The sequence below is a fragment of the Gillisia mitskevichiae genome, assembly GCF_003634585.1.
GTDB classification, from domain to species: domain Bacteria; phylum Bacteroidota; class Bacteroidia; order Flavobacteriales; family Flavobacteriaceae; genus Gillisia; species Gillisia mitskevichiae.
Map to the genome: position 1 here is coordinate 308,942 of NZ_RBLG01000001.1, position 21,245 is coordinate 330,186.

The following is a 21,245-nucleotide window of genomic DNA, read 5'->3' on the forward strand; positions in this document are numbered from 1 at the left end:
TATGGATTTTATGTAAATTGGGTTCCAACTAACAAATAATTCAAAAAAAATGGGATTCTTCAAAGATTTTAAAACGTTCCTAATGAAAGGGGACATTATTGCCTTAGCTACTGCCGTAGTAATTGGTGCAGCTTTCAATAAGATAATTTCATCTGTTGTAGCAGATATTATTATGCCTATTATTGGTGTAATCACTGGAGGTACAGATTTCTCACAAAAATTCGTTGCATTAGATGGAGAGAATTACGATACTTTAGAAGCCGCTCAAGCTGCAGAAGCTGCAGTTCTTACCTATGGAAATTTAATTCAGGCAATTATCTATTTCATCATAGTGGGACTTATCCTGTTTGTGGTGCTTCGTGCTTACGAAAAAACTAAAAAGAAAGAAGTAGCAGCACCAGAGGCTCCAAAAGGTCCTACCCAAGAAGAGTTACTTATAGAGATTAGAGACGAATTAAAAAAGCAAAATTCTTAAATTGAAAAACATCTATCTTTATTATACAACAATCCTATTGCCCTTTGCAATAATCTTGTTCTTGATGAGAATGCATTATATAGATTCTTGGAGCTTTATTATCTTCATGATATTTTACTCCTTAATTTATAGAACATATATAGATGGATTAAGACTTGTAAGTAAAGGGGTTATTGACAAAGCCGATATCTGGAAAATGTTTTATAATGGTAGAAGGTTTCAAAATTTCAAGGAATTATATTTTAAATAAGACGTAGCTCGATCACCGCTACATTATATATTCTAAACCTAAACCCTTCACAATGTGAAGGGTTCTTTTTTTAACTAAAATTAAAAATGTGTTTAATTCCGCAGAAACCTATTAAATTAATGGTTTCAAATTATCCAGATATTTTTTTGTACAATACATTTGTATCGATTATTAAAAATATTATTTAGAAGATCTAGACCTCTTCCTAATTCATTTATATAAAAAAGCATGAGAGTAGCAGTAGTTGGTGCAACCGGAATGGTTGGGCAAGTAATATTAAAAGTTTTAGCGGAAAGAAATTTTCCGATATCAGAATTATATCCGGTAGCTTCAGAGAAATCTATTGGAAACAACATTCAATTCAACAATAAATCCTTTAAAGTTATTGGGTTGGAAGAAGCGGTAAGCTTAAAACCAGATCTTGCACTCTTTTCAGCAGGGGGAGATACCTCTTTAGAATGGGCTCCAAAATTTGCTGAAGTTGGAACAAAAGTGGTGGATAATTCTTCCGCTTGGAGAATGGATCCTTCAAAAAAATTGGTGATCCCGGAGATCAATGCTTCAGAACTTACATCTGAAGATCTCATTATTGCAAATCCAAATTGCTCTACAATACAAATGTTGATGGCCTTAAAGCCACTTCATGATACTTATAAAATAAAGCGAGTTGTTGTTTCCACCTACCAATCTATAACGGGAACCGGTGTAAAAGCAGTGCAACAGCTGGAAAATGAATATAATAATGAACAGGGGGAAATGGCTTATCCTTACCCAATTCATAAAAATGCGATTCCTCATTGTGATGTTTTTACAGATAATGGCTACACAAAGGAAGAGATGAAACTTTCTAATGAAACCAAAAAGATCTTAGGAGACGATTCTGTTCAAGTTTCTGCTACGGCAATAAGGATTCCGGTTGTGGGAGGCCATAGCGAATCTGTAAATATTGAATTCGAAAAAGACTTCGAAGAAAATGATGTAAGAAAATTATTAAGTGAGTTCCCCGGAATTACGGTACAAGATAACACTTCAGTAAACACCTATCCAATGCCTATTTATGCTGAAGGGAAAGATGATGTTTTTGTTGGTAGAATTAGAAGAGATTATTCTCAGCCAAAAACACTAAATATGTGGATCGTTGCAGATAACTTAAGGAAAGGTGCAGCGACCAACGCAATACAAATAGCAGAATATATGCTTAAGAACGGTCTGCTACCGGCCTAATTTTTCTTTAAATTGCTTATTAAATGTAACTTACAGGGCATATTTGTTACCTATATTATATAAATCATCTAAAGTTACTATGAGAAAACTATTAATCGGAATTATTGCAGTGGGAAGTCTTTTTTCCTGTAAAGAAGATTCCAAACCAGAACAAGCAGAAGCATTGAAATATCCAGAAACTAAAAAAGTAGATACCATTACTAATTATTTTGGTACAGAAGTTAAAGATCCTTATCGTTGGTTAGAAGATGACAGAAGTAAAGAAACCGAGGACTGGGTAAAGGCAGAGAATGAGGTTACTTACGATTATCTGGCAAAGATCCCTTATAGAAAGGAATTGAATGAACGTTTAACAGAACTTTGGAATTACGAGAAATTAGGAGCACCATTTACCGAGGGCGATTACGACTATTTCTATAAAAATGATGGATTACAAGATCAATACGTTATCTATCGTAAAAAAGGGGACTCTGGAGAAGCAGAATTATTTTTAGATCCGAATAAATTCAGCAAAGATGGAACCACCTCTCTTGGCGGATTAAGTTTTTCTGAAGATGGGAAAATGGCTGCTTACAGTATTTCTGAAGGAGGGAGTGACTGGAGAAAAGTGATCCTTATGGATACTGAAGCTAAAAAAGTAATAGAAGATACACTAATAGATGTAAAATTTAGTGGGGTTTCATGGAAAGGAAATGAAGGTTTCTATTATTCTAGTTACGAAAAGCCTAAGGGCAGTGAGCTTTCAGCAAAAACAGATCAACATAGACTTTTTTACCATAAACTAGGAACCAAACAAAGCGAGGATAAACTTGTTTTTGGTGGAACCGCAGCTCAAAAGCACAGATATGTTGGGGGTTACGTAACAGAGGATAATCACTATCTATTTATTTCTGCAAGAAATTCAACTTCCGGTGGAAAGTTATTTATGATGGATCTCACCAAAGCAAATCCAGAGTTGGTAACCTTGATAGGCAATGAGGATACAGACAGTTATGTGATAGAAAATGACGGCAGCAAGCTATTTATAGTAACCAATCTTGATGCACCGAATCAAAAAATTGTTACTGTAGATGCAGCAAACCCAAGTTCAGAAAATTGGAAAGATTTTATTCCTGAAACAAAGAACGTATTAACTCCTTCTACAGGTGGAGGCTATTTCTTCACCGAGTACATGGTAGATGCGGTTTCTAAAGTAAAGCAATACGATTACAACGGAAAATTAGTGAGAGAAGTAGAATTGCCTGGAGTAGGATCTGTTGGTGGTTTCAGCACTAAGAAAGAGAAGGATTATTTATATTATTCTTTTACCAACTATGTAACTCCTGGCAGTATTTATAAATATGATATCAAGGCGGGTACATCAGAATTATATAATAAACCAACTATAGATTTTAATCCGGAGGATTACGAAAGCAAGCAAGTTTTCTTTACTTCTAAGGATGGAACAAAGGTTCCTATGATAATCACCCATAAAAAAGGGATTAAGCTTAACGGAAAGAACCCTACTATCCTTTATGGATATGGAGGCTTTAATATTAGTTTAACTCCTTCTTTTAGCATCGCAAATGCGGTTTGGATGGAACAAGGCGGTATTTATGCAGTTCCAAATTTACGAGGCGGTGGAGAATATGGAAAAGAATGGCATGATGCAGGGATCAAACTTAAAAAACAAAATGTTTTTGACGACTTTATTGCTGCTGCAGAATACCTAATCAAAGAGAAATATACTTCCAGTGACTACTTAGCAATTCTCGGCGGATCGAATGGAGGTTTATTGGTGGGTGCAACTATGACGCAGCGTCCGGAATTAATGAAAGTTGCATTGCCTGCAGTTGGAGTGATGGATATGTTGCGTTACCACACTTTTACTGCCGGTGCAGGATGGGCTTATGATTATGGTACTTCTGAAGATGATAAAGAAATGTTTGAATACCTATATGGATATTCCCCTGTACAAAACGTAAAAAAGGGAGTAAAATATCCTGCGACCCTTGTTACTACAGGAGATCACGATGATCGTGTAGTACCTGCACATTCTTTTAAATTTGCAGCAGAATTACAAGAAAAACAAGCCGGAAATAATCCTGTTCTAATTAGAATCGAAACAAAAGCAGGTCATGGCGCAGGGAAACCAACTGCAATGATCATAGATGAATATGCCGACATCTTTTCTTTTACCCTTTATAATATGGGGTTTGATGTATTGCCTGAAAAGGTGAGTGACAAAGTGAAAGGATAGTCAATCAAAATTTATAATTTTAACAAGGTCGGAGATGTAAACTATTTCCGACCTTGTTATTTATAAGAACCCATGTGTAAAGTATGCTGAAATTAAAAAATGTCTCTTTTGGTTATAATGACAAACCAGTTTTAAAGAAAATAAACCTGAACATTGCTGTAGGAGATCATGTTTCCCTGATTGGGGAAAGCGGTTGCGGAAAAAGCACTTTGCTTCAGCTGATCTACGGACTACATCATACAGACGGTTTTGTTTCATGGAACGGAATAGAACTGGGTGGTCCAAATCATAATCTGGTACCCGGAGAAGACTTTATAAAATATTTAGCTCAAGATTTCGATTTGATGCCACCACTTACTGTGTCAGAAAATGTTGGAAAACACCTAAGTAATGCTTATCCCAGGAAGAAAAAGAAGCGCATAATGGAACTTCTGGAAGTTGTGGAGATGACAGAGCTTGCCGATGCTAAAGCGGGAGATCTAAGCGGTGGGCAACAGCAAAGAGTGGCTTTGGCCAGAGCTTTAGCCAATACGCCAGAATTATTATTGCTGGACGAACCTTTTAGCCATATAGATCATTTTAGAAAAAATAATCTTCGCCGTAAACTATTTGCTTATTTAAAAGAAAATAAGATCACCTGCATAATTGCCACCCATGACAGCACCGATGCACTATCTTTTGCAGATAAAACCATTGTACTAAAAAATGGGAAGATTTACGCAAATGATGCTCCTCAGGAAATATATAATAATCCGCCTAACAAATATATAGCTTCTCTGTTTGGAGATATAAACGAGGTAATGTTAAAGTCTATTACCCCAAATGAGACAAGTCTAAAAATGATCTTATTATATCCTCATGAGATCCGTTTAGATAAAAATTCAGGTATAAAGGTGGTGGTTTTAGCATCTTATTTTAAAGGAAGTAATTTCCTTATAAAAGCTTCCCTAAAAAATAAGATCATCTATTTTGAAAATTCTAAAGCACTTATGATTGGAGAGAGCGTATTTATTACAGTAGATAAGAACCTCATTAAATCTAGAACTAGAAACTAACTTATAGAAACAATAGCTCCGGATACAGCATTAAAAGTAAAAGTATCACCTACAGATTTACCTATTAAAGCCTGTGCAATAGGAGAAGCTGCGCCAATAACATATACTTTCTTGTCGCCAAGGCTTACCTCCCCGATCGGGATGCAAATAAAATAAGTTGCATTGGTTGCTTCTACTAAACTTCCCATTCTTACAATATCTCTACTTGCATTGCGCTTTGCCATTTCTAAAGTGACCTGTAATTTTTGAAACTGCTGTAATTGAGAGGAAAGCTTATGTATTTCAATATTTATCATCTCTCTACTAGTTTCGTATTTGTCGCCAGCGCTGCTTTTAGATTCATTAGTTAAGGCAGCCTCCAGATCTAAAATAGAATGAGAGATCCTGGCTATTTTTTCTTCCAAATAGCTTTCGCAGGTTTTATAAAGTTCCTCTTTCATCTTAATTTTTGATGCTGAAAGGTCCATAATTCTGCATTTGCCTTACTATCCAGCTTTTTCTTTGAGCGATATAACTACTTGCGGGGTTTGCCCTGTAAACTCTTGGGTTTGGAAGTATTGCTGCAATTGCAGCAGCTTCATATGCAGTTAATTTAGAGGCTGATTTTTTGAACCAATGTTGGGAGGCGGCTTCTGCTCCATAAACTCCTTGTCCCATTTCTATACTATTTAAATACACCTCCATTATGCGTTGCTTGCTCCACATAGTTTCTATTAATAAAGTGAAATAAGCTTCCATCCCTTTTCTAAACCAATTTCTCTGAGGCCACAAAAACACGTTTTTTGCAGTTTGCTGAGAGATCGTACTCGCTCCCCGAACACGTTTTCCTTTATTATTATTTTCAATTGCCTTTTCTATTGCTTTCATGTCGAATCCAGAATGATTCAAAAAGTTCTGATCTTCGCTAGAAAGAACTGCCAGTGGTAAATATCCCGAGATCTCATTATAGGAAACCCAATCGTGCTTAATGGGTTCTTCTGGATTTTCAAAATATCTAATCACCATTAAAGGAGTTGCAGGAACTGGTACCCATTTATAAAGCAACACTATAAAAATGCTAAAGGCAATTAGACCGAGGATTAGCTTAAAGATGAACCTGAAAAATTTCTTCATATTATATATTATTATCAACTCCCTTAGTGAGGGATTAAATCTGCTAATTCTTTTCCAACCAAACTACCAATAGCAACGCCCATTCCGCCCAGTCTAACTCCGCAAAAAGTGTTGCTGGAAAGTCGCTTTACAATGGGTTTTTTTTGTACTCCTACCCCCATAATTCCACTCCATCGCCTATCGATCTCAAAATCTATATTTGGTAAAATGGTCTCTCTTAAAAGTTCTTCCAATTTATTTTGAATAAGCTCAGTTTCCCCTAGGTTGGTAGTTTCTTCGGTTTTTATATCCAGATTTCTTCCACCACCCAACAAGATACGTTTATCTATATTTCTGAAGTAATAAAAGCCTTTATCTAAATGAAATGTACCTTGAATCTGAAGGTTTTCTATTGGTTTCGTTATTAAAACCTGCGCTCTAGCTGGTTTTACAGAATCCATTCCTAATTGAGCTGCAAATCCGTTGGTTGCTATGAAAAGCTTTTTTGTGGAAAATTCAAATTGATCTGTTTTTATTTTTACTCCTGAATTTACTTCAGAAAATTCTTGTACTGTTATATTATTTAGGATCTTGATTCCTGCTGATAGCGCTTTTTGAAGCAAGGCCTCCATCATTCTGCCAGTATTAATCTGACCTTCAAATTTATTGAAGATCAGCGTTTCTTCAATTTTCTTGAAATTGAATTTATCTGGCACTGAACTAAATACGTTTTCTTTAAAAACTGGAAATAGCAGTTTATTTACATACTCCATTTTAGATTCACAGTCCTCCAATAACGCTTTATCTTGTGGAGTAAAAAGTTCATAACCACCCCACAATTTAAAATCTATAGCTTCATTTCCTAAAGTTGTGCGTAATAAAGCCAAACCATCTACACGTTTTTGAACTAATTGCACAACTTCTTCTTCTGAGTGGGAATTAAGATCGTCCAAGATTTCTGAAAGACTACCAAAACACGCAAATCCTGCATTTTTTGTACTCGCACCATTGGGCAAGAACCCACGTTCCAGAATTAAAATATTTGCCTTCGGGAATTTCTCTCTCAATCTAAGAGCTGTATTAAGACCAACAATTCCGCTACCAACAATAGTATGATCTACATTAGAAAGCCAGGACTGATGTTCCCAGTAGGATAAGTTCATGCGATGAATTTAGGGGTGAAATTACGTAAAGTTTTGGAAAATTTTTAATGGCAAAACATGATAGACGTTTTTTCTTATTGGATGTAATCCTGAGCTTGTCTAAGGATCTCTAGTTAAATCACATTTCGACAGGCTCAATGTGACAACGTATTATAAATACAATCGGGTTAGGGATAGCAGCGGTTAGCTCTCTAGGCACTTTTATGGCTAGAGACTAAAAGCAAATAGCCCGACCGCTTTTTTAGGAGCGGGAACCCCATAAAAAAAGCCTCGAAATTCGAGGCTTATAAGTTATTCTTCTTTAATGGCATCCATTTTCCAGTCCTCCATAAATTTGGTAGTATAGTTACCATCTATATAATCTGGATGGTCCATTAACTGCCTATGGAATGGGATGGTTGTTTTTACACCTTCTATTACAAACTCATCCAAAGCACGTTTCATTTTACTGATAGCTTCTTCTCTGGTTTGAGCAGTAGTGATCAATTTAGCGATCATGGAATCGTAATTGGGAGGAATAGAATATCCACTATAAACGTGAGTATCTATTCTCACTCCATGACCTCCAGGAGCGTGTAAATTGGTGATCTTCCCTGGAGAAGGTCTAAAGTCGTTATAAGGATCTTCTGCGTTGATTCTACATTCTATAGAGTGTAATTTCGGGAAATAATTTTTTCCAGAAAGCGGAATTCCAGCCGCAACCAAGATTTGTTCGCGAATAAGATCGTAATCTATTACTTGTTCTGTTATTGGGTGTTCTACTTGGATACGAGTATTCATCTCCATAAAGTAGAAATTTCTATGCTTATCTACCAAAAACTCGACGGTTCCTGCTCCTTCATATTTAATGAACTCTGCCGCTTTAACAGCTGCATCTCCCATTTGCTTTCTCAACTTATCTGTCATGAAAGGCGAAGGTGTTTCTTCTGTAAGTTTTTGATGTCTTCTTTGGATCGAGCAATCTCTTTCTGAAAGATGACAAGCTTTTCCTGTACTATCTCCAACAACTTGGATCTCGATATGGCGTGGCTCTAAGATGAGTTTTTCCATATACATCCCGTCATTACCAAAGGCTGCGGCAGATTCTTGACGAGCAGAGTCCCACGCGGTTTGCAGGTTCTCTTCTTTCATTACAGCACGCATTCCTTTTCCACCACCACCGGCAGTAGCTTTAAGCATTACTGGAAAGCCCATTCCTTTAGCAGTCTTCAAACAATCTGCATAATCTTTAAGCAAACCTTCAGATCCCGGGATACAAGGAACTCCGGCAGCCATCATAGTAGCTCTGGCCGAGGCTTTATCTCCCATTTGATCTATCATTTCTGGACTTGCACCAATAAATTTGATGTTGTGCTCCTGGCAGATCTTAGAGAATTTAGAATTCTCCGCAAGGAATCCGTATCCTGGATGTATAGCATCTGCATTGGTAATCTCTGCAGCGGCAATGATATTTGATATTTTTAAATAAGAAAGGTTACTTGGTGGGGGTCCAATACAAACCGCTTCATCTGCAAATCTTACGTGAAGACTTTCAGCATCGGCAGTAGAATATACCGCTACGGTTTTTATGCCCATTTCCCTACAGGTACGGATAATTCGCAGTGCGATCTCTCCCCTGTTGGCAATTAATATTTTTTTAAACATACCTTATATATTTTTTACTGAGATAGTAAAATTAAATCTAATGAAAAGGTCAATTTATGACGGATCTACCAAAAATAATGGTTGATCAAACTCTACAGGGGAAGAATCGTCTACTAATACTTTTACTATTTTTCCTGAAACTTCACTTTCAATTTCGTTGAAAAGTTTCATAGCTTCTATAACACAAAGAACATCTCCCGTTTTAATAGTATCTCCAACTTCAACAAAAACATCTTTGTCTGGAGAAGGCTTACGATAAAAAGTTCCAATAATTGGAGACTTTACCGTGATATATTTTGAAGATTCGTCTGAAGCAGCATCCTGAGATTCACCAGTAGCGGCTTTAGGAGCTTCTTGTCCTACAGCTGGAAGTTGTTGCTGTGGCATGGCTTGTTGCATTTGCCCTTGCATTGGCATTTGTTGAAAATAAGTTGGCTCCTTATCTTCAGATCCTGTTTTGATGGTGATCTTAATATCATCCATTTCAAGTTTTACCTCACTAGCACCAGACTTTGCTACAAACTTGATTAAATTTTGAATTTCTTTTATATCCATAATAAGAATATTAGGGTGTTGATTTGTTAAGAATTATACGCCCATTTAAGATAGATAGATCCCCATGTGAATCCTCCCCCAAATGTGGCAAATATTAAATTATCTCCTTTTTTAAATTGTTTCTCGAAATCGCTCAATAATAATGGCAAAGTTGCCGAGGTTGTATTTCCGTATCTCTCGATATTCATCAATACTTTCTCCTCTTCAAGATTCATTCTACTTGCGGTTGCACCAACTATGCGCTTGTTTGCTTGGTGTGCAATTAACCAGTTAACGTCATCATTAGTAAGATTATTCTTCTTCATGATCTGTTCACTTACATCGGCCATATTGGAAACTGCATATTTAAACACTGTTTTTCCATCTTGCTGTACAAAGTGTCTTTTACTCGCTACCGTTTCTTCTGAAGGTGGCATCAAGGATCCACCTGCTTCGATCTTTAAAGAATGTCTTCCAATCCCGTCACTGCGTAAAATTTCATCTTGAAATCCTAGACCTTCTGTATTTGGTTCAAAGAGAACAGCTCCAGCTCCATCTCCAAAGATGATACATGTAGTTCTATCTGTATAATCTATTATGGAAGACATTTTATCTGCTCCAATCAATAAGATCTTTTTATATCTCCCAGATTCTATATAAGCACTTGCTGTGGACATTCCGTATAGAAACCCAGAACAAGCAGCTTGCAAATCATAAGCAAAAGCATTTACTGCTCCTATTTGTGTCGCCACATAAACAGCAGTGGCTGCTACAGGCATATCTGGAGAAACAGTTGCTAGAATAACTAGATCTATTTCCTCCGGATTAATATTTGCTTTGTCTATAAGGTCTTGGGCGGCATTTATAGCCATAAAAGAAGTTCCCAAAGTAGGGTCTTTAAGGATGCGGCGCTCTTTAATTCCTGTGCGTGAAAAAATCCATTCATCATTGGTGTCCACCATTTTCTCCAATTCTTTATTGGACAAAACATCGTTAGGGACATAGGCACCTACAGCGGTAATTGCTGCTGTGATTTTATTCATAAAAATCTAATTTTAAACTCTTTGCAATAGTAAAGAACTATTCTTAGAGAAAGAAAAGTACTAAAAATTCTTTGAATCGGGTTGCAAATTAAGGCCTTTTTAGGACTTATTCAACTTAAAACAAAAAACTCCCACAATGTGAGAGTTTGTATTCTAGCAAAGCTCTATAATTAGGCTTGTACCTCTTCTGTATTATCTATTAAAATCTGACCACGGTAATATAATTTACCTTCATGCCAATGAGCTCTGTGATACACATGTGCCTCTCCTGTAGTAGGATCTTTTGCAATTTGTGGAACAGTAGCTTTATAATGTGTTCTTCTCTTATCTCTTCTCGTTTTGGAGATTTTTCTCTTAGGATGTGCCATTGCTACGTATTATTTATCGTTTAATAAGTTTTTTAATTTATTCCAGCGAGGATCTATATCTTCCTCATTGTCATTATCTTCATAAGTTCCTTTCGGACTTAATTCTTCTAGTTTATCCAGTACATCAGATTTTAATGTTCCATCTTCAATACCTGGATGAATTCTTTTATGCGGAACTGCTAATACTATGATCTCATACACATATTGTGCAATATTAATCTCGTATTCTCCATGAGGCAATATTAATAACTCCTCATTTTCATCGTTAAATTCATCTCCAAAATTCACTACCAATCTCAAGCTACTATTAATAGGCATATCAAAAGGTTCATTCGTGAGATCGCAATTAACGTTCACAGTTCCTGAAGTTTCAAAGAAAAGCTCCATCATAGTTGCTTTCTTTTCTAGTACCACATCTACATGTAGTGCAGCACTATTGAAATCTTCATATTCAAAATGTTCAAAGAACTCTTTGCCAATCTCGTACTCAAACTCGTGGCTTCCAATCTTAAGCCCAACAAATGGGATTGTATATGCCGCTAATTTCCTCATAACATCATCGTTTTCACGCGCCCGCCCTCGAGCTAAGGCAGGTGCAAAGATATAAAATATAATGAATTAACTATTCGTTATAAACAATATTTTGTTTATATCTTTTTTCCTAGTTTTTTCAGGGGGTTTCGAGTGATCTTTTCGTATTCCTCTCTTGTTTTATAAATTTCTATGGCTTTAAATACCGCTTCTTTAAATGAATTTATATTAGCACAATCCTTCCCTGCAATTTCAAAAGCAGTTCCATGATCTGGAGAAGTTCTAACCTTGCTTAAACCAGCAGTATAATTTACACCTTCTCCAAAAGACAATGTTTTAAATGGGATTAGACCTTGGTCATGATAAGATGCAATTACAGCATCAAAGTTCGCATGGTTCTTAGATCCGAAAAAACTATCTGCAGCATATGGACCATATACTAAATTCCCTTTGTCTCTAATTTTTTGAAGTGTTGGTTTTAATATCTCTTCATCCTCATTTCCAATCAAACCATTATCTCCACTATGCGGGTTAATACCTAAAACCGCTATTTTGGGTTTAGAAATTCTAAAATCTTGTTTTAAAGTTTGAGTAATTGTAGCTATCTTTTTTTCAATTAGCTCTGGGGTGATCACGTTTGCTATATCCTTTAGTGGAACATGGTCTGTTAGCAACCCAACTTTTAAATTATCGGAGATCATGAACATTAAACTATCTCCTTTTAGTTGTTTGGCTAAATAATCGGTGTGTCCAGGAAACTTAAAATCTTCAGACTGAATGGTGTTCTTATTAATAGGAGCGGTTACCAAAACATCTATTTCATTATTGATCAATGAATTTGTAGCGGCTTCTAGAGATTTAAAAGCATATTTTCCACTTTCCGGATCTTCTTTCCCGAAGTTGATTTCTACATTTTCCTTCCAAATATTCACCACATTGATCTTGCCTTCAATAGCCTCTGTTGCAGATTCTACCCCTTGGAAATTAAGAGAAAGCTTAAAATGTTTTTTATAAAAATTTAAAGTTTTAACCGAAGCAAAAATTATAGGAGTGCAAAAATCAAGCATCCTAGAATCTTCAAAAGTCTTTAGAACTATTTCTCCTCCAATTCCATTTAGATCTCCAATACTAATTCCTAGTTTTATCTTTTGAACGGACTTCATAATTATTACCCTTTTTTATTTATATTTTTACACCACAAATGTAACAATAATCTACAACCATGTTTACCGGAATTGTTGAAGAAGTAGGAGAAATACTCGAAATTAAGAAAGATAAAGGCAATCTCAATATTTATGTCGCTGCCTCGATGACTTCAGAATTAAAAATAGATCAAAGCGTCGCTCATAACGGGGTTTGCTTAACTGTAGTTGCGATAAATGATAATTCATATCTAGTCACGGCCATTCAAGAAACATTAGATAAATCTAATTTAGGAAGTTTGAGTGTTGGTGATTCTGTTAATTTAGAACGCGGAATGAAATTAGGTGCAAGATTAGATGGGCATCTAGTACAAGGACATGTAGACCAAACTGCAGAATGTGTTGACTTAAAAGAAGAAAATGGGAGCTGGGTCTTTACTTTTAACTATGATCCCGCTTTAGGAAATATCACTATAGAAAAAGGATCTATTACAATAAATGGGGTTAGTCTTACTGTGGTGAATTCTGAAATTCATCAATTCAGTGTTGCCATAATACCTTACACCTATGAGCACACCACCTTTAAAAGTTTAAAAGTTGGCGAAAAGGTAAACCTTGAATTTGATGTGATTGGAAAATATGTAAAGCGACTAACTCAAATGGCTTAAGCTGTTTTTTTAGACTTTAAAAAATAGATCCCCAGTCCAAGCCCCGCTATTATTAAATAAGGTAATTTAGAATCTATTGGTAATCCCGGTGGTGGTGGCACTCCTTGCCTACATTCTCTTGCTGGCATACACTCTCCTCTACAAAATCTTTCCCCTGGATCGCAGTTTGGCCCTTTATTCTGTGCATATAATTCAAAATTATGAGAAGATAAAAGAATTACAGCAACAACGGAAGTACGCAATAGCAATTTGGATGGTTTGGAAACAAAATTCCAAAAAGCCTCACAAAAATTTATTCCGAATAAAAAAACCACTCTTATTGTTAAGAGCATATAAACAAAGGTTTTTCTCATCATAATTAGCTGCAATTTACTTTATATATAAATTACTTAAAAACTTGTTCCGTAATATTAACGGAATAATCTCCAATAGGGTTTTAAAAAGTTAAAATTAATCTAATAAAAATAAAACTACTGAGAATCACCGATACAATATTTATTTGCTCGGCTATTTTATTAGCCAACTTTAATTAATCATAAAATTTAAGGATTCTTAAACTATTCAATTCTAAATAGATAAGTGTAATAAAGGTACATATCTTAAATTCATTCTGAAAATAAATTTTAAAAGCACTTTACATTCATAGATACACGGAATGATCTATAAGTATTTAACAAAAAAAGCCTTTCAATTTCTTGAAAGGCTTTTAATATCTTTTCCTAGTCTTTGACTATTACTTTTGATTAATACCTGAAATCAATACTTCTTTGATTCCCTGAAGATTTTCAGAAAACATCATCATTTGAGCAATAACTTGGGTCATTTCGTTTTGACTGCCAAAACCTTTAAGCTTATTGTTTTTTAAGAATATTTCTTTAATATCCAACCAGCGTTCTTCTTGCTCTAAGGACATATCATTCACAAGCTCTTTGTACTTAAGCAAATTGGCTTCAGCCGAAGATGTTAATGTTTGAGCTTCACTTTCGTAATGAGAAAGCAATAGTTGATCTAGTTCCTTATCATTCATGATGGGTACTATTTTCGCCACTAATTTATTCATATCCCTATAAGAACCCTGCAGTTTAAATGAAGGCTCGGTTCTATATTCATCTTCCATAGCCGCACTTTTAATATAAGCTGAATTTACTTTAAGAATAGTGTCTCTTAACGAAATAACCTTCCTTAAAACTTCTTGATATTCCTGAACTTCTTGAACACTATGGTTCCCTTTTAATTGCTCATCCTGAGAGTTATTTTCAATTCGATTTATTAGTGTATATAGATCATCAAAATGAGTGCTTCCCAATTGTTGCAATATTGGATTTGCAGTTAGTGAGTTTTCTATAAGGCTCAGTTTAAATAGATGCTCTGTGTCGCCAATTATCTCACCTAGGTTATAAATATCAGCTCTGTTAGCGAGCATATCTGGAATCTTGAACTTCTCACCACTTTCTGTATAAGGATTACCTGCCATAATAACGCAGAATTTCTTTCCTCGGAGATCATATGTTTTAGGCTTGCCATTATAAACTCCTTCTATTTTACGTGTCCCATCAGATAGGGAGATGAATTTTTGTAAAAATTCTGGGTTACAGTGTTGTATATCATCTAAATATAACATCACATTATTTCCCATTTCTAGCGCAAGGTTTAACTTCTTCAATTCCTCTCTAGAGGCAGAATTGTTTGCAGCTGCTGGATCTACAGAAGTTATTTCATGACCTATCGCTGGGCCGTTTATCTTCATGAAAACTAATCCCAACCTATTGGCGATATACTCCATTAAAGTTGTTTTTCCATATCCTGGAGGAGAAATCAGCAATAATAATCCCATTCTATCTGTTCGCTTATTACCACCAACAGTTCCTAGCTGCTTAGCTAGATTGTCTCCAAATAATGGAAAGTATACTTGATCTATCAGCTTATTTCTCACAAAAGAGGTAAGTACTCTAGGCTTGAATTCTTCCAGCTTCAAATCGGCCTTTAATTCTTCAGTTACCTGATGCTTAGCTTCACGAAAAGCATTATATGAATGTACCTCGACATTCACAAAGTTCCCCAAACGCTTAATAAATTCGTGATAGTTAAAAATATATGAGCCTTCCTTTATTATCTTATGATCACCATGAAGTCCTGTTATTTTTTCTATTGGCAAAACAGCCTTAGTTTTAGATACAGATTCGTCCTCGAATAGAATCCGACAAACTACCTCATCTAAATAGATCTTATTTAAGTCTATATCCAGGGTGTCATCTGATATTGCATTAGAATTTATAAATGCGGAAACCCATTGCTTAATTAACCTCACTTTCCCAGGATAAGTTGGGATAGCCTCAAAACTGGTTCTAAATTTAATATCTGCATTTTGCTTTTTTAAAGCACTTACAAAATCTTCCTTAAGAGATAAGGCTATATTACTTCTCGCAAAATGATGATCTGATTGTAATTCTTCGAAAATATAGGCTGAAATTTTACCACTTAAATTAGGTTCAAATAACTGAGTTTTTTGAGCAAACTCTGTAATGTGTGTGCCCAATTCATTAATGATAAACTGATATTCTTGTGTGTCTGGAAATATCGTAAAAACCTCACCAGAGGCCTTAATTACTTGATCTAATTCTGCCATTAGCTCCGTTGAAAGGCTATTCCAAAAATATTGAGCAAACGCTCTAATCTCTGGTCTATATCTCAAGATACCCAACTCATGGTTCTTTCTTATTAGCACACCTAAAATTTTGGCAGCATCTACATCATGAACTCCTTTAATATAACCTTCTGAATAATCACCACTACTTTCCTCCTGAACAATTTTAAGTAATTGCTCTAGACTTGCATTTAACAACTTAGACTCTGGCAATTTCTTAAATATCTTATAAGCCAAATATTCTGCACGGTAAACCAGATTATTTTCTGATACAAATTCCTGATTCCAATATTCACGAGAGCTAAGTAACGTTTCATGAGTTATTTCCTCATAAAAATCGGTTCCTGTGAGGTGGTAATTTAACTTTCCTCCCTTCAATATTATGGTAAGATCTAGAGGCTGCTTATTAACTCCAAATTTATGTTTGCCAAGCTTAATTACATTTTCACCATCCTCATAAAGTTCTAACTTATCCTTTAATTTCCTTAAAGCATCTTCCCGTGACGTTTTTAGACTTGTTTCAATTTCTTCAGCTTTACCACTATCTTCAAGCTCTTTTAATTGCTCGATGATATCCCTCACTTTATTTATCATGAGATCTGCAGCGAAATAGCCATTTATCTCTGCAGCGCTTCCTAGGCTTTCTGACTTTTTTTGAACTCCTTTTAAAATTCGTTCAGAGGCATTTTGAAGCGCTAATGCCTTTTTATTTCTTTTTTCTACCAAGGAATTTTTTCTTCCTTCAAAGGCAGTATAAACTTCTTCTCGTTTCTCTATTATTCTAGAAACAAATTCCTCAAAATCTGCAAATTTCCCTTCCAATTCTTCTAATTGGATAGATATTTTAGATTGAAATTCATCGCATTTCTCCGGGGTAGATGCAATATCTATATAATTGATAATACTTTGATCTATCAACTTCAATTGAGCAGCGAAATCTGCCTTAGCCTCTATGCTTCCCAAGGATTTTTTCTTATTCCTTATTGCCGACTTTAGTTGATTCAGAGTTGCAAATATTAAAGAGATATTGTCTATTATTTTAGTGGAATGGGAGGTGTCTTCAATATCTAGGTTTGATACAATATCTATTAATAACTCAAGGTCTGTCGCAATTTTATTGACCTCTTCTTCCATCTTTTTTGCTTGCACCACCTTCTCAATCTCCACCAATATAGCTTGCTTTTTAGCAACCTCATCATGAAAGGGCTGGAGCGCTTTCTCATTTAAAAGAAATTGAACACAGTTTTGAGATATTTTTTTGGTGTATTCTGTAATATCCAATTCCAATTTCTCCAGATACTCACTATCCACATATCGTATATCTTTCAAACTTATTATTTCTCCACGCAAGGTTCTTAAATCTGTAAGAAGTTTTACAAATTCTTGGATAGACTTAAAGGATGTGCTTTTTATTTTTCCGAAGAGTAAATCTGCATTTTCACGAATAGATTTCGTGAGTTTTACTGCCTGCTTCTTTAGCTGAACAACTTTTTCAAATTCATCTATTGCAGAGTTGGCAGCCTTGTTAATCTCTATTAATGGAAGATTTAGCTTTTGCGTTTCCTCCTCTGGTAACCAATAATATGCATCTAAAATATCTTTGGAAATTTTCGCAATTTCCTCATACAATCCATCATAATTATCTTCCTTATTTAAAAGGGTTACTAAAGCATTTACCTCTGCCATTGCCTTCACAATATCCTTATTCCCAATTTTAAACAATAGGGTTTCGTTGTGCTGAGAAGGCATTATATCTCCCTTTAAAAATGGGGTCTGCCAAATTTGAATTATGTGGTGTTTAGTTTGCTCCTCTTCGGTTTTAAAATAACATAATTCTCCGTTTTGAAGTAAAGTAAAACCGCTGCATATGATTGGCGTTTTTGTTTCCTGAGAAATAATATTGTAAGCCATTAGATTATAAAGTCCCTTTTTAGAAGAATAAAATACATAAAGAAAATCTTCTCCATTAGGAGAAACTATCTTTTGCTGAAATTTTACATTTGGAATACTATTATCAAAAATATTATAGGAACCCGATTGTAAATAATAACCAGTTGAAAAAATAATCCCTTGATCATCTGGTAATAGAACACAAGCATCCTTTATACTTTCAATTTTTTGAACATCTTTAATCTTATGATTATAAACAAAATAACGTGGCACCTCTTGAAACGGTTTTATTTCTAAGGCGATTAAATTACCTAGATTGGCATATTTAAATTGTCCATCGTCTAAGGTTTGATCTGTATGTTCTACAGGTTCAGACAAAATTCCTTTACCATCCTCTGTATTATCCTCAATTTTAATGGTAAGATCTCCTCCTATAGTCTCTACAAAAATTCGATCTAAAATTGAAACATGAGAGTGGATACCATGACGATGCATTTCTCTTGTTACTTCTAGCCATTTAAATTCGTGCTGCGGAGGAAATTTAAATTCGTGATCACTCCTATTATCAACATATGTTAGCGAACTATCCTTTATAAGCCATTTAAATGTTTTAATATCTGAGGTGCTTTCGCTTAATTGAAATACCATGTGCAGATAATTTCCAATTATCGCGAACTTGGTAAAAACGGTGTTTCTATAATACTTGTAAAGGTTGGTGAAATCTGTTTGAAAAACCTCATCGTTAATTAAATCTAAGGACCTTGGCTCAAACTTATTTTCTTTGAATTCATAAATGCTAAATACATCAGACAAATTTATATTAGTTCGTAGGCCGAAATGCACATTATAACCAAATAGGCAAATATTTTTCAGCGAAACTATATCGCTAGCAATGCAATTGTTCTCTGTATTAATTCTATCATTTGCAATAAGTTTAGTCTCAATGGACCCAAACACATCCTTTCGATCTTTATTTAATAAGGCAACTCTTTCTTGAAGTTCTGCTTTTTGCTTTCTTAAACGGTTCTGTATGATCTCATAGGTGCCACCATCAAGTGATTGTGCTTTCTTATCTGGAATAGATTGCTCTGCCATTATATTTTTGCTGATTTCAAACTTAAATTATATTGATGTTGTAATACTTAGAGAATCGCCGAAAACTACTTTCGGCGAACTCTAAGGCTGTATTTAGAAGTATTCTGTGAAATTGATTTGCTATTTCAACTTTTTATCTGAAAGACCTAGGCTTTTTGCCATATCTAATAATCCGCTAAAAACAGAATGTTCTTCAGCATCATTAGATTTCTGTTTTAGATCCATAATAAGTTTAGAAATAGTTAGGTTTTTAATGTCCTCAGAAGATATTCCATATTTATCTGCAAAGTCTTTTACTCTTTCTAACAAATTTGCATGTACATCTCCATTACCAAGAACAGCATCCTTTACTTGTTGGATGTTCGTACTGTTTTCAACCAATCTATCATATCCTTTTGCTTTCGTGATCTGACCTATAATTTGATCGAAGAACATAGTCTCACCACCAACAATATCTATTTTAGCAGCTTTAAGTGCATCTCCTATCACTTGAGCTTGTGCATCTGCAATATCTTTTTGAATATTGATATGTGCTAAGTCTACCTGAAGATCTTTATCTAATCTTAACTTGAATTCTTCGTGTTCTTTTCCAACACCATCAAGTTTCTTCATAGCATTTGCTTTCTCCTCTATACCAGCAGCATCAGCAAGTGCTTTCTCCTTAATTACAGCAGCTTCAGCTAGACCATCCTTACGTTTTGCATCGGCTTTGGCTTCCATTCCTGAAGCTTCAGCTTTAGCTTTCTTTTCAATAATGCTTGCTTCCACAATTCCTTGTCGCTCATTAGCATCTGCTTTCGCATGCATTACTTGGGCCTCAGACATACCAACGGTAGCCTCTTCCTTCGCTTGTGCTTCTGCCAATATTTTACGTGCATCTGCTTGCTTCTCACTAGCTTCTTTATGTGCTAAGGCTTCAATATTAATTTCTTCTGCCTTTTGTTTTGCAGCCTCTTTTTGTGCTTCAGCAGCTTTAATAGTAGTGATTAAACTTTCTTCAGCATTCGCTTCAGCAATAGTTATTTTCACTTGCTTATCTCTATCTGCAGTTTTGAAAGCTTGAATATCTTTCATATTCTCTTGCTCTTCTACCACTCCTTTTTCCAAAGTAACGCGATCTCTAATTACATCCTGAATATTCTTCTTTTCTACTTCAACTACTTTCTCCTTTTCAATTTGAGCAAGGGTCACAACTCTTTCTCTTTCCGTTGCCTCTAACAATCGGTCCTTTTCTACTCGTTCTGTTTCAACTGCTTCAGTTCGCTCTTTATTCTTAGCTGCCACAATTATTTGACGCTCCATATTCTCTTCTGCAACTTTTACTTTTTCCTGAGTAAAAATTCTAGCAGTTTCAGATTTCAGAAGTTCTTCTTCTGCAACTTTAAGAGTCTCTGCTTGTTCACGAGACATGATATTAGCAATTTCCCTTTTTTGTTGCTCCTCTTTTTCGGCTAATTGCTTATCTAATTCTAGAATAGCTTCTCTTGCTTCTACATCTTGCTTACGAATAGTCTTTTCTTCATCTCGCTTAATTAGATTAGCTTTTACATTTTGAATTGCAGTTAACTCGGTGATCTTTTTGATACCTTCTGCATCTAGAATGTTGTCTGGCTTTAATTCTGTAACAGATGTTTGTTCAAGGAAGTCTATTGCACAATCTTCCAAGGTATATCCATTTAGATCTGTTCCAATAATATCTACGATCTCATCTCTAAATTCACGACGAGCTTCATAAAGCTCAATAAACTCGAATTTCTTACCAACCGTTTTTAAAGCTTCAGAAAATTTAGCTTCAAAAAGATCTTCTAAAGTTTCAATCTTTGATGCTCGCTCTACACCTATAGTCTGAGCTACCTTTTTAATGTATTCTACATCGTTATTAACTCTTACAAAAAAAGCAACCTTGATATCTGCACGCATGTTATCCTTACAAATAAGACCTTCATGTGCGATTCTCTCTATCTGTATCTTTTTAACCGATACATCCATAATTTCTACTTTATGGAAAACCGGTACCACATACATTCCTTTATCGGTTGCTACTTTGGTTCCTCCAAAGCCAGTACGAATAAGGGCTTGTCCTTGAGGAACTTTTCTATAGAACATCGCAATAATTGCGAAATACACTATAATTAGAAATAATAAGACACCTAGACCGATGCCAATAATTGGTAAAATTGAATTCATA

Annotated in this window: 18 protein-coding genes; 6 read left to right on the forward strand and 12 right to left on the reverse strand. The window is 35.2% G+C overall.

Translation table 11 applies throughout. From position 1 onward, the window contains the following. The first annotated feature begins 49 nt into the window (after positions 1–49). The 5 genes from mscL (at position 50) to BC962_RS01460 (ending at position 5,243) form a co-directional block, all read left to right on the forward strand. Positions 50–475: a large conductance mechanosensitive channel protein MscL gene (mscL, locus tag BC962_RS01440; protein WP_121344157.1), complete on the forward strand. Its 426-nt coding sequence runs from the start codon at positions 50–52 to the stop codon at positions 473–475. 1 nt (position 476) lies between these two features. Then, positions 477–725 carry a hypothetical protein gene (locus BC962_RS01445; protein WP_121344158.1) on the forward strand — a complete coding sequence of 83 codons (249 nt, stop codon included), beginning with the start codon at positions 477–479 and terminating at the stop codon, positions 723–725. A 228-nt stretch (positions 726–953) separates the two neighbouring features. Further along, positions 954–1,949, forward strand: a complete 996-nt coding sequence (locus tag BC962_RS01450) for an aspartate-semialdehyde dehydrogenase (protein WP_121344159.1) — start codon at positions 954–956, stop codon at positions 1,947–1,949. Positions 1,950–2,028: 79 nt separating this feature from the next. After that, on the forward strand, positions 2,029–4,188 hold the full coding sequence (locus BC962_RS01455; protein ID WP_121344160.1) for a prolyl oligopeptidase family serine peptidase: 2,160 nt from the start codon (positions 2,029–2,031) through the stop codon (positions 4,186–4,188). 83 nt (positions 4,189–4,271) lie between these two features. Further along, complete coding sequence (locus tag BC962_RS01460; protein WP_121344161.1) at positions 4,272–5,243, forward strand: ABC transporter ATP-binding protein; 972 nt, start codon at positions 4,272–4,274, stop codon at positions 5,241–5,243. Here BC962_RS01460 and BC962_RS01465 read toward each other — a convergent pair. From BC962_RS01465 to pdxA, 9 genes are all read right to left on the reverse strand, one after another. Next, positions 5,240–5,683 carry a GreA/GreB family elongation factor gene (locus tag BC962_RS01465; protein WP_245983959.1) on the reverse strand — a complete coding sequence of 148 codons (444 nt, stop codon included), beginning with the start codon at positions 5,681–5,683 and terminating at the stop codon, positions 5,240–5,242. The two genes, BC962_RS01460 and BC962_RS01465, sit on opposite strands and share 4 nt — an antisense overlap. A 1-nt stretch (position 5,684) precedes the next feature. Then, positions 5,685–6,356 carry a monofunctional biosynthetic peptidoglycan transglycosylase gene (gene mtgA / locus BC962_RS01470; RefSeq protein ID WP_121344163.1) on the reverse strand — a complete coding sequence of 224 codons (672 nt, stop codon included), beginning with the start codon at positions 6,354–6,356 and terminating at the stop codon, positions 5,685–5,687. A gap of 23 nt (positions 6,357–6,379) precedes the next feature. Further along, positions 6,380–7,498, reverse strand: coding sequence for an NAD(P)/FAD-dependent oxidoreductase (locus tag BC962_RS01475; RefSeq protein WP_121344164.1), 1,119 nt, complete (start codon positions 7,496–7,498; stop codon positions 6,380–6,382). Positions 7,499–7,789: 291 nt separating this feature from the next. Then, on the reverse strand, positions 7,790–9,142 hold the full coding sequence (gene accC, locus BC962_RS01480) for an acetyl-CoA carboxylase biotin carboxylase subunit (protein ID WP_121344165.1): 1,353 nt from the start codon (positions 9,140–9,142) through the stop codon (positions 7,790–7,792). A gap of 54 nt (positions 9,143–9,196) precedes the next feature. Next, positions 9,197–9,697 carry an acetyl-CoA carboxylase biotin carboxyl carrier protein gene (gene accB, locus BC962_RS01485; protein WP_121344166.1) on the reverse strand — a complete coding sequence of 167 codons (501 nt, stop codon included), beginning with the start codon at positions 9,695–9,697 and terminating at the stop codon, positions 9,197–9,199. A 26-nt stretch (positions 9,698–9,723) separates the two neighbouring features. Next, positions 9,724–10,719, reverse strand: coding sequence for a beta-ketoacyl-ACP synthase III (locus BC962_RS01490; RefSeq protein ID WP_121344167.1), 996 nt, complete (start codon positions 10,717–10,719; stop codon positions 9,724–9,726). A gap of 170 nt (positions 10,720–10,889) precedes the next feature. Further along, positions 10,890–11,087: a 50S ribosomal protein L32 gene (gene rpmF / locus BC962_RS01495; protein WP_034920441.1), complete on the reverse strand. Its 198-nt coding sequence runs from the start codon at positions 11,085–11,087 to the stop codon at positions 10,890–10,892. A 9-nt stretch (positions 11,088–11,096) separates the two neighbouring features. Next, positions 11,097–11,639 carry a YceD family protein gene (locus tag BC962_RS01500; RefSeq protein WP_121344168.1) on the reverse strand — a complete coding sequence of 181 codons (543 nt, stop codon included), beginning with the start codon at positions 11,637–11,639 and terminating at the stop codon, positions 11,097–11,099. Positions 11,640–11,734: 95 nt separating this feature from the next. Then, positions 11,735–12,781, reverse strand: coding sequence for a 4-hydroxythreonine-4-phosphate dehydrogenase PdxA (gene pdxA / locus BC962_RS01505; RefSeq protein WP_121344169.1), 1,047 nt, complete (start codon positions 12,779–12,781; stop codon positions 11,735–11,737). Between the two features lie 59 nt (positions 12,782–12,840). Here pdxA and BC962_RS01510 point away from each other — a divergent pair, with 59 nt between their 5' ends. Beyond that, positions 12,841–13,428 carry a riboflavin synthase gene (locus tag BC962_RS01510; RefSeq protein WP_121344170.1) on the forward strand — a complete coding sequence of 196 codons (588 nt, stop codon included), beginning with the start codon at positions 12,841–12,843 and terminating at the stop codon, positions 13,426–13,428. Here BC962_RS01510 and BC962_RS01515 read toward each other — a convergent pair. From BC962_RS01515 to BC962_RS01525, 3 genes are all read right to left on the reverse strand, one after another. Next, positions 13,425–13,784, reverse strand: a complete 360-nt coding sequence (locus BC962_RS01515) for a hypothetical protein (RefSeq protein ID WP_147405606.1) — start codon at positions 13,782–13,784, stop codon at positions 13,425–13,427. The genes BC962_RS01510 and BC962_RS01515 overlap by 4 nt on opposite strands. A gap of 377 nt (positions 13,785–14,161) precedes the next feature. Next, complete coding sequence (locus BC962_RS01520) at positions 14,162–19,057, reverse strand: DNA repair ATPase (RefSeq protein WP_121344172.1); 4,896 nt, start codon at positions 19,055–19,057, stop codon at positions 14,162–14,164. Between the two features lie 120 nt (positions 19,058–19,177). Then, positions 19,178–21,244: a flotillin family protein gene (locus BC962_RS01525; protein WP_121344173.1), complete on the reverse strand. Its 2,067-nt coding sequence runs from the start codon at positions 21,242–21,244 to the stop codon at positions 19,178–19,180. Between the last annotated feature and the right edge of the window lies 1 nt (position 21,245).

Bases quoted from the DNA above. Each gene is read 5' to 3' on its own strand.
- mscL (WP_121344157.1), top strand. From the start codon at position 50: ATGGGATTCTTCAAAGATTTTAAAACGTTCCTAATGAAAGGGGACATT.
- BC962_RS01450 (WP_121344159.1), top strand. From the start codon at position 954: ATGAGAGTAGCAGTAGTTGGTGCAACCGGAATGGTTGGGCAAGTAATA.
- BC962_RS01455 (WP_121344160.1), top strand. From the start codon at position 2,029: ATGAGAAAACTATTAATCGGAATTATTGCAGTGGGAAGTCTTTTTTCC.
- BC962_RS01460 (WP_121344161.1), top strand. From the start codon at position 4,272: ATGCTGAAATTAAAAAATGTCTCTTTTGGTTATAATGACAAACCAGTT.
- BC962_RS01465 (WP_245983959.1), bottom strand. From the start codon at position 5,683: ATGAAAGAGGAACTTTATAAAACCTGCGAAAGCTATTTGGAAGAAAAA.
- mtgA (WP_121344163.1), bottom strand. From the start codon at position 6,356: ATGAAGAAATTTTTCAGGTTCATCTTTAAGCTAATCCTCGGTCTAATT.
- BC962_RS01475 (WP_121344164.1), bottom strand. From the start codon at position 7,498: ATGAACTTATCCTACTGGGAACATCAGTCCTGGCTTTCTAATGTAGAT.
- accC (WP_121344165.1), bottom strand. From the start codon at position 9,142: ATGTTTAAAAAAATATTAATTGCCAACAGGGGAGAGATCGCACTGCGA.
- accB (WP_121344166.1), bottom strand. From the start codon at position 9,697: ATGGATATAAAAGAAATTCAAAATTTAATCAAGTTTGTAGCAAAGTCT.
- BC962_RS01490 (WP_121344167.1), bottom strand. From the start codon at position 10,719: ATGAATAAAATCACAGCAGCAATTACCGCTGTAGGTGCCTATGTCCCT.
- rpmF (WP_034920441.1), bottom strand. From the start codon at position 11,087: ATGGCACATCCTAAGAGAAAAATCTCCAAAACGAGAAGAGATAAGAGA.
- BC962_RS01500 (WP_121344168.1), bottom strand. From the start codon at position 11,639: ATGAGGAAATTAGCGGCATATACAATCCCATTTGTTGGGCTTAAGATT.
- pdxA (WP_121344169.1), bottom strand. From the start codon at position 12,781: ATGAAGTCCGTTCAAAAGATAAAACTAGGAATTAGTATTGGAGATCTA.
- BC962_RS01510 (WP_121344170.1), top strand. From the start codon at position 12,841: ATGTTTACCGGAATTGTTGAAGAAGTAGGAGAAATACTCGAAATTAAG.
- BC962_RS01515 (WP_147405606.1), bottom strand. From the start codon at position 13,784: ATGATGAGAAAAACCTTTGTTTATATGCTCTTAACAATAAGAGTGGTT.
- BC962_RS01520 (WP_121344172.1), bottom strand. From the start codon at position 19,057: ATGGCAGAGCAATCTATTCCAGATAAGAAAGCACAATCACTTGATGGT.
- BC962_RS01525 (WP_121344173.1), bottom strand. From the start codon at position 21,244: ATGAATTCAATTTTACCAATTATTGGCATCGGTCTAGGTGTCTTATTA.